General features: G+C 68.0%; 7 protein-coding genes and 1 pseudogene. 1 reads left to right on the top strand and 7 read right to left on the bottom strand.

Annotated features, from left to right (window positions below; translation table 11 throughout):
- The 7 genes from IJH84_RS05725 to IJH84_RS05695 form a co-directional block, all read right to left on the bottom strand.
- Positions 1-428, bottom strand: a 428-nt coding sequence (locus tag IJH84_RS05725; protein WP_295141165.1) for an aldehyde dehydrogenase family protein, incomplete at its 3' end; no start/stop codon positions are given.
- The gene (locus IJH84_RS05720; RefSeq protein ID WP_295141163.1) at positions 425-937 is read right to left on the bottom strand and encodes a MaoC family dehydratase; all 513 of its coding nucleotides are present in this window, start codon (positions 935-937) and stop codon (positions 425-427) included. The genes IJH84_RS05720 and IJH84_RS05725, both read right to left, overlap by 4 nt.
- A 4-nt stretch (positions 938-941) precedes the next feature.
- A complete protein-coding gene (locus tag IJH84_RS05715) occupies positions 942-1,856 on the bottom strand; it encodes a CoA ester lyase (RefSeq protein WP_200069493.1) in 915 nt (304 codons plus the stop codon).
- Positions 1,856-3,022, bottom strand: coding sequence for an acyl-CoA dehydrogenase family protein (locus IJH84_RS05710; protein ID WP_295141160.1), 1,167 nt, complete (start codon positions 3,020-3,022; stop codon positions 1,856-1,858). Before IJH84_RS05710 ends, IJH84_RS05715 begins: the two co-directional genes overlap by 1 nt.
- A gap of 13 nt (positions 3,023-3,035) precedes the next feature.
- A complete protein-coding gene (locus tag IJH84_RS05705; protein WP_295141158.1) occupies positions 3,036-4,679 on the bottom strand; it encodes an ATP-dependent acyl-CoA ligase in 1,644 nt (547 codons plus the stop codon).
- Positions 4,679-5,740, bottom strand: a complete 1,062-nt coding sequence (locus IJH84_RS05700) for an LLM class flavin-dependent oxidoreductase (protein WP_295141156.1) — start codon at positions 5,738-5,740, stop codon at positions 4,679-4,681. Before IJH84_RS05700 ends, IJH84_RS05705 begins: the two co-directional genes overlap by 1 nt.
- Before the next feature lie 19 nt (positions 5,741-5,759).
- Positions 5,760-6,533, bottom strand: coding sequence for an SDR family oxidoreductase (locus tag IJH84_RS05695; RefSeq protein WP_200069497.1), 774 nt, complete (start codon positions 6,531-6,533; stop codon positions 5,760-5,762).
- A gap of 158 nt (positions 6,534-6,691) precedes the next feature.
- On the opposite strand from IJH84_RS05695, the pseudogene IJH84_RS05690 reads away from it, so the two are divergent.
- A pseudogene (locus IJH84_RS05690) lies at positions 6,692-6,809 on the top strand (steroid 3-ketoacyl-CoA thiolase); the annotation flags it as partial.

Below are 6,809 nucleotides of genomic sequence, written 5' to 3'. Positions count from 1 at the left end.
TCGAACCCGCCGAGGTGCACCGTGCGGTCCTTCTTGGCCGCCTCGGCCTGCCACCGCAGGTGCGAGATCCCGAGGGCTACCTGCATCCCTTCGGCCAGCGACACCGGCGTGCCGACCTCGTTCACGATCGAGGCGAGCAATTCGTCCCGGTGCGCTTCGAAAACGTCCGCCAGCCGGTGCATGGCTGCGCTGCGCTGCACACCGGTCAGCGACGACCAGGGACCGAACGCTTCGCGCGCGGCCGCCACCGCTTGGTCCACCTGCTCCGGTGCGGCGCCGCCCACGGTCGCCAGCACGTCCTCGGTGGCCGGATTGCGGACTTCCCAGCTCTCACCGTCAGGCTGCACGGGCTTGTTGGCGATGGTGAGCGTGCGTACTTGCGGGGCGAAATCGCGCAATGGGCGGGAATCGGTGTTCGTCGTGGTCATCGCGCACCTTCTTCGGCTCCGTCGGCGGGCGGTTCTCCTTGCGGTGCCGCGGAATCGTCCGCGGGCTTCTTGGCCATCATGCCGACGCGGGTGCATTCGCAGATCAGCACGTCGTCCTGGTTGTAGCCGCGGTGCTCGAACCAGACGATGCCGGAATCACCGCGGCTGCGGGATTCCCGCTTGTCCAGGATGGTCGTTTCGGCGCGCAGCGTGTCCCCGTGGAAGACCGGGTGCGGGAACTTCACCTTGTCGTAGCCGAGGTTCCCGAGCGTGGTGCCCATGGTCAGCTCCGGCACGTGGAACGAACCGATCAGCGCGAGGGTGAACAGGCTGTTGAGCACGCGGCCGCCGTGCACGCTGCGCTTGGCGAACTCCTCGTCCAAGTGCAGCGGCTGCAGGTTCATCGTCAGCGAGGTGAACATGACGTTGTCCATCTCGGTGATGGTGCGGGTGAACGGGTGGCGGAAGTTCGCGCCGATCTCGAACTCCTCGAAGTACAGTCCGCGCACTGCCTCACTCCTCCCCGCGCCGCAGCGCTTGCCGACCGGTGCCCGCCAGCAGCGATTCCGCACGCCAAAGCCAGTCCACCGCTTTGTCGTAATGCGCCTTGTCGATGTGCACGCCGCGGTAGCGCAGGGCGCCCGCGCCGTCCGCGGCGGCCTGCTCGTAAGCGGCGACCAGTCCGCGGTAGAACTCGATGTCCTGTTCGGACGGTGTGAACACCTCGTGCAGCGGCGCGACGTGACTCGGATGGATCGCGATCATTCCGCGGAATCCGAGTTGCCTTCCGCGGCGCGCGAACTCGCGAAGCCCGTCCAGATCGGACAGCGCTTCCCAGAGCCCGGTCAACGCGTGGATTCCGGCCTCCCGACAGGCGAGCAGCACGCGGGAGCGCAGGTACAGCGTCTCGAGCCCTTCCGGGGTCCACTCGTAACCGACGGCGTTGGCGATGTCCGCGTGCTCGGCGGTCGGGCCGATCATCGCGCCCACCCGCGGGGACGCGGTCGCGATGTCCAGGCAGGAGTGGATGGCGCGGACCGTCTCCACCGGCACGATGTACTCCAGGTCCGCCACGCCGTTGCGGACCTCGAAGTGGTCGACGAGCGCGTCGTAGCGCAGCACGTCGATGGCCGCCTCGATCTTCGGGGCGAACACGCCGGTCAACCCGGGCACCACGACTTCTTCGAGGTCTCCGCCGGTCAACTTCGTCTCCAGCGGGTTGACCCGGACGAACAGCCCGATCTCGACGCCCTCGCCGCGCAGCCGCTTGATGGACTCCGCCGCGGCGCGGCGGGCCCCGGCCTTCTCCGCCGCGGGCACCGAATCCTCCAGGTCCAGCACCACCGCGTCGGCGCCGCTGGCCACGGCTTTGTCCACCCAGGACGGACGGTGAGCGGGCACGAACAGCACGGAACGGTACGGCCGCATCAGTAGCTCCTGGGCAGGCCGAGCACGTGCTCGGCGGTGTAGTTGAGCACCATTTCCTGGCTGATCGGCGCGATCCGCATCAGTCGCGCCTCCCGGAAGTAGCGTTCGATGTGGTACTCCTTGCTGTAGCCGTAGCCGCCGTGCGCGCTCAACGCCGCGTCCGCGGCTTGGAAGCTCGCCTCGGCCGCCAAGTACTTCGCCGCGTTGGCCTCGCGGCCCGCGGTGTGCCCGTTGTCCAGCAACCACGCGGCTTTCTGACAGGTCAGATCCGCGGCGTCGAGCCGCATCAACGCCTCCGCAAGCGGGAACGCGATGCCCTGGTTCCGGCCGATCGGGCGGCCGAAGACCTCCCGCTGCGTGGCGTCTTCGGTGGCACGGCGCAGCGCGGCGCGGCCGATGCCCAGCGCGGCGTTCGCGGAGATCACCCGTTCCGCGTTGAGCCCGGCCAGGATGGCGCGGAAGCCCTTGCCGACCTCGCCGACCACGTCCTCGTCCGGGACGAACAACTCGTCGATGAACAACTCGTTGGTGTCCACGGCATTGCGGCCCAGCTTGGGGATCTTGCGCACGGTGACGTTGTTGCGGTCCATCGGCGCGAAGAACAGCGTGAGGCCGTCGGTCTTCTTCGTCACCTCGCCGCGCGGCGTCGTGCGGGCCAGCAGGATCAGCCGCTCGGCCTCCTGCGCCTTGGTGATCCAGACCTTCTTGCCGGACACCGACCATCCACCGTCCACTTTGGTTGCGAACGTGCTGAGGTTGGTGGTGTCGGTACCGGCGTCCGGCTCGGTGACCGCGAACGACACGTGCAGGTCACCTTCGGCCAGCCGCGGCAGGAACCGCTGCTTGAGCTGCTCGTCGCCGTGGCGGATGATCGGCTCGAAGCCGAACACGCCGATGTGCACGGCGCTGCAACCGTTCATCCCCGCACCGGAGGCGGCGATCTCCTGTTCCACGATCGCCGCCTCGGTGACGCCCAGCCCACCGCCGCCGTACTCGGTGGGCACCGTCAGCCCGAGCCAGCCGCCCTTGACCACGGCTTCGTAGAATTCCCACGGGAATTCCTGGCTCTGGTCGTGCTCCATCCAGTAGTCGTCGGAGAATTTCGCGCACAACGCGCGAACCGCCGATCGGATGTCGTCGTGCACCTCGTCGGTGTTGAAGTCCATCGTGGTCTCCTGATCAGCGAGCCGGTGCGCCGGACCGGTCGAAGGCGTCGGCCGTGATCCCGTCCTCGCGCAGCACCGCTTTGCGGACCTTCTCGGAAGGCGTCTTGGGCAGCACGTCGAGCATCCGCACGAATCGGGGTATGACGAAGGGAGGGAGCTTGCCGTCGCACCACTGGAGCACTTCCGCGGGATCCACCGGCTCGGACGCGACGATCGCGGCCAGCACCTCGTCCTCACCGGCTTCCACGTCCGCGGGCACACCGATGACCGCGCATTCCGCGACCGCGGGATGGCTCAAGATGGCCTGCTCCACCTCGTAGGAGCTGATGTTCTCGCCGCGGCGGCGCAGCGCGTCCTTGTAGCGGTCGACGAAGTAGTACCAGCCCTGCTCGTCGCGCTTGAGCGCATCACCGGTGTGGAACCAGAGGTTGCGCCACGCTTCCAGCGTTTTCTCCGGCATCCCGTAATAGCCCATGCTGCACGTCCACGGCCGCACCGGGCGCACCACCAGTTCGCCGACCTCGCCGACCGGCACTTCGCGATCGGTCTCCGGATCCACCAGGCGGATGTCGAACCAGCCCTTGGCCTGCAACCCGGCCGCACCCGGTGGCCGATCCACGCCGTAGGGCGACAGTATCGGTGCGCCGGTCTCGGTCAGCCCGAAAGCGTCCACAAAGGACTCGACACCGTAGCGCCGCTTGAACTGCTCGACGATGGTGCTCGCGGTCGGTGCGGCGTAGACCGCGCGCAGCGGGTTGTCCAGGTCGTCCGGCCGCTCGGGCTGCTTCCAGGCGAAGTCCATCATCACGCCGACGAAGTTCGTCACCGTGGCCCCGGACTCGCGGATGTGGTCGATCCACTTGCTGGCGCTGAACTTCGGCCGGACCGCCGCGCTCGCGCCCGCCACCAGCGCCGGATACACCGCCATGAACTGGGCGTTGCCGTGGAACAGCGGTGTGGTCGTCAGGTAGGTGTCCACATTGGTCAAATGCGTGAGGTTCACGACCTCCTGGGCGAAGAAGTACAGGTGCGAGTGCGGCATCGCCACGCCCTTGGACGGGCCGGTGGTGCCGGAGGTGAAGAAGATCGCGCCGAGGTCCTGCGCCTTCGGCGTCGGCAGGTCCAGCACCGGGCCTTCCTCCAAGGCTTCCCACTGCTCGGCCTGCCATCCGTGGGAACGCAGCAGCTCCACGGCCTCGGACCCGCGCCCGGTGTCGATGACCCAGAACTTCTCCACTCCGCGCGCATGTTCGGCGACGGCCACCCAGCGTTCGGCGAACACGTCGTCGATCACCGCCCAGCGGGCACCGACCGTGACGACCTGGTGGCGCAGGAACTCGCCCTCGTAGGAGGTGTTGATCGGGACCTCGGCCATCCCGGCCAGCGCGGTACCGAACCAGGTGCGCACGAACCGGGACGAGTTGAACGCCATGATGACGACCCGGTCGCCGTACTGCCCGCCCTCAGTGACCAGCGCGCCCGCGATCCGCTCCGCCGAACCGAGCATCTCGGCGTATGTCCACTGCAGACCGTCCGCGGGCGTCTTCAGCAACGTCGCATCCGGCTGCGAAGCCGCGTAGTGCCGCAGGACGTGGTCCAGCGTCCAGCTCTCCGGCTCCTCGAAGGTGAACGAGGTGTTCTCGTAGTACCGGGTCATCAGGCCTCCCCGGCTTGCGCGGATGAGTCCGCCCGCGCGGGGATGTCGTTGCGCGGCTGGATCCCGACCAGGGAGGGCAGCACTTCCCGCCCGAACAGGTCGATCGAGGCGATGGTCTCGTCCGCGTCCATCGTCGGCCACTGCGGACGGATCAGCAGCGGGTCGACCGGCAGCGTGGTCACCAGCTCGGTCAGCTCCGAGACGACGTCCTCCGGCGACCCGACCACGGCGTGGTTGGACACGGCTTCGGCGAACGCGTTCTCCAAGTCGCTGCCGGACATCACGTCCAAGCCCTTGTTGGCGTAGGTGATGTAGCGGCCCTGCGCCACCCGCGAGTACTCGGCGAGCGCGTTCTGCTTGGTGTCGGCGACCAAGGTGTTGCGCCGCAGCGGCTGCGGCCCGAATTCCTTGCCGCGCGCGGCGAAACCGTCCCGCACGGCGCGGAACCGCTCGATCACCTGCGGAACCGGCGTTTCCGGCGGGCACACGTAGGCGTCACCGTACCGCCCGGCGCGCCGGGTGCCCGCCATGCTGTGCGCTCCGATCCACAATGGAGGATGCGGATTCTGCACCGGATGCAGGTGCGGTGCAACGGAATCCAGCTGCCAGTGCTCGCCCTCGAAAGTCACCTCGTCCTCGGTCCAGAGCCGCTTCATCAGCCGCAACGACTCGTCGAACCGCGAAGCGCGCTGCTTGAACGGCACACCGAGGTAGTCGAACTCCTCGGCCCGGTAACCGAGCCCGGCGCCGAAGACCAATCGCCCCTCGGTCACCACGTCCAGCGTCGCGATCTCCTCGGCGAGCAGCACCGGGTGGTACAGCGGCGCGATCATGATCTGGGTGACCAGCTTGACGTCCTGCGACACCTCCGCCGCCAGCCGGGCGAGCAGCGGAACCGGTTGCAGCCAGCGCAGATCCCCGTACAGGAAGTGCTGCCCGATGGCGATGTGGGTGAATCCGTTGCGCTGCGCGGCTTCCACGATCCGCAGCACGTCCTTGAACTGCTTGGCCGGCGTCACCGATTTCGGCACGTCGCTGAGCAGCAGACCGACCTGCACCATGTTCGATCCTTCCTGGTCGTCACTTCGCGGTGAGGCCGCCGTCGACGGGAACGGTCACGCCGGTGACGTAGCTGGCGTCGTCGCTGGCCAGGAACGCCACCACGGACGCGATCTCCTCGGGCTGCGCCCCGCGGCCGAGCGGGATGCCGCCGACGAAGTTCTTCGTCAGCTCCGAAACGTCCGCACCGGGCTCGCGCCCGAAGAACTGCGAGAGCATCGGCGTGTGCACGGTGCCCGGGCACACCACGTTGGCCCGGATCCCGTCCGGAGCCCCGAGAAGCGCCAGCGATCTGCAGAACGGCACCAGCGCGCCCTTGGTCAGCGAGTAGATCGGGCTGAACGGCGAGCCGACCAGCGCCGAGGTGGACGAGGTCATCGTGATCGACCCGTGCCCGCCCGCGTTGCGCAGCAGGTCCAGCCCGAGAGTGCAGGTGTAGTAGGCGCTTTTGACGTTCACGTCGATGTTCTTTTCCCACTCGTCGGCATCCACTTCGGTGCCGCTGGGACCGGGCATCCCCACCTGCGCGTGCAGCGCGTGCAGCACGCCGTGCTCGGACTCGATGCGCGCGAACAGCGCTTTGAGGCTTTCGGTGTCGGTGGCGTCGACCTGCACCGCGGTCGCTTGGCCGCCCTCGTCCGCGATCTCCTTGGCGACCTCCTCGGCCGCCTGCTGCCCGAGGTCGGCGACGTAGACGTGCGCCCCTTCGGAACCCAGCCGGTGCGAGATCGCGCGGCCCATGCCCGATCCCCCTCCGACGACGGCGGCGATGCGGTCCTCGAAACGGCGTGTCATGCGGTTTCCTCCCGGGAGAGCGGGCGCCGCGGCGGTGTGGCCGCGGTACGACGGGTCGAACCGTTTGTAATAATCATAATCATAGTATCGGCCCGAACTGGGTCAAGAGCGCGCGCTTGGGATGTACGCTGATATTCATCATCATGATTGGAGGGCGTATGCGCCGTGCCGTCATCGTCGATGCCGTCCGCTCCCCCATGGGCAAGGGCAAGAAAACCGGAACGCTCGCCGACACGCACCCGGTGGACCTGCTGGCCGCCGTGCTCGCCCGGCTCC

The organism is Saccharopolyspora sp. (genome assembly GCF_017434145.1).
In the GTDB taxonomy this organism is placed as follows: Bacteria; Actinomycetota; Actinomycetes; order Mycobacteriales; family Pseudonocardiaceae; genus Saccharopolyspora_C; species Saccharopolyspora_C galaxeae.
The sequence above is the reverse complement of the archived record's forward strand: the minus strand, read 5'-3'. Positions and strand labels throughout refer to the sequence as shown.

Excerpts from the sequence above, each read along its gene's own strand:
- IJH84_RS05705 (WP_295141158.1), bottom strand. The coding sequence starts at position 4,679 with ATGACCCGGTACTACGAGAACACCTCGTTCACCTTCGAGGAGCCGGAG.
- IJH84_RS05695 (WP_200069497.1), bottom strand. The coding sequence starts at position 6,533 with ATGACACGCCGTTTCGAGGACCGCATCGCCGCCGTCGTCGGAGGGGGA.
- IJH84_RS05710 (WP_295141160.1), bottom strand. The coding sequence starts at position 3,022 with ATGGACTTCAACACCGACGAGGTGCACGACGACATCCGATCGGCGGTT.
- IJH84_RS05715 (WP_200069493.1), bottom strand. The coding sequence starts at position 1,856 with ATGCGGCCGTACCGTTCCGTGCTGTTCGTGCCCGCTCACCGTCCGTCC.
- IJH84_RS05700 (WP_295141156.1), bottom strand. The coding sequence starts at position 5,740 with ATGGTGCAGGTCGGTCTGCTGCTCAGCGACGTGCCGAAATCGGTGACG.